The 1,268-nt window shown below is 52.1% G+C and carries 1 pseudogene; it reads right to left on the reverse strand.

Going from position 1 to position 1,268, the window contains the following annotated elements:
* Positions 1-1,268: pseudogene (locus GA0061105_RS32075) on the reverse strand (Ulp1 family isopeptidase); the annotation flags it as partial.

Here is a 1,268-nt window from a genome sequence, read left to right on the forward strand (position 1 = left end):
ATCACTGCCGTTGAGCCGGCTCGCTATGCTCTCCCTACCCTTGGTTTGCAGCCAATTACTAAACTTTCGTTGATTGCTGGCCAGTCTCCAGACGACTCTCCTCTGCGAAGTCGAGTCCGATCCGAGCTTGCTCAGCTCTTCGTTGGCCAAGGCATCAATCATGAGGGCGTCGTCGGGATAAGGATGATGCTGTTTCAACTGCGACTCAGCGCCTAGATACTGCCGCAGCCGATCGAGACTCACGTTTATTTTTACTTCAACGTTAATAGTAAATTCCCTAAAATCGTCCTTCAACGACCGTTGCTGCTCATCACTGCCAGTCAGGCGACTGCTTATGCTCCCCCGACCATTCTTTCGGAGCCAATTACCAAACCTCCGTTGATTGCTGGCCAGATTCAAGACGCCTTTCCTCTTGGAAGTCGACTCCGGTCCGAGCTTGCTCAGCTCTTCCTTGGTGAAGCTATCAATCATGCGGGTGTCGTCGGGATAAGGATGATGCTGTTTCAACTGCGACTCGGCGCCTAGATACTGCCGCAGCCGATTGAAACCCACGCTTATTTTTACTTCAACGTTAGTAGTAAATTCCCTAAAATCGTCCTTTAACGACCGTTGCTGCTCATCACTGCCAGTCAGGCGACTGCTTATGCTCCCCCGACCATTCTTTTGGAGCCAATTACTAAACCTCCGTTGATTTATCGCCATATTCTGGACAACTTTCCTCTTGGAAGTCGAGTCCGGTCCGAGCTTGCTCAGCTCTTCGTTGGCCAAGCCATCAATCATGAGGGCGTCGTCGGGATAAGGATTATGCTGTTTCAACTGGGACTCGGCGCCTAGATACTGCCGCAGCCGATCTAAACTCACGACCACTTTTCCCTCGGCCTCGGTAAATTTCCTAAAATCCTCCTGCAACGACTGTTGCTGCTGATCAGTACCCGTGAGTCGGCTGACTATGCTCCCCCTACCCTCCCTTTTGAGCCAATCGCTAAACTTTCGTTGACTACTGGCATTTTTCTGAGAAATCGAGACCGGTCCGAGCTTACTCCGCTCTTCCTTGGCCAAGGCATCAATGACGCGGGCGTCATCGGGATAGGGATCATGAATTCGGCGACCCATCAGGCGCGGCCCAGGTCCAACGGCTTGGAGTTCTTGCCCCTCAGGCGCGAGCCTCCTGAAATGAGACAGCGCTGAGTTAAGGCGGTTCTGATCGTCCTCACCGCTTGCCCAATAATCCGCGATATCAACGGCTAGTGAATCTGGATCGTTTAAAA

The sequence above is a fragment of the Rhizobium aethiopicum genome (assembly GCF_900094625.1).
GTDB classification, from domain to species: domain Bacteria; phylum Pseudomonadota; class Alphaproteobacteria; order Rhizobiales; family Rhizobiaceae; genus Rhizobium; species Rhizobium aethiopicum.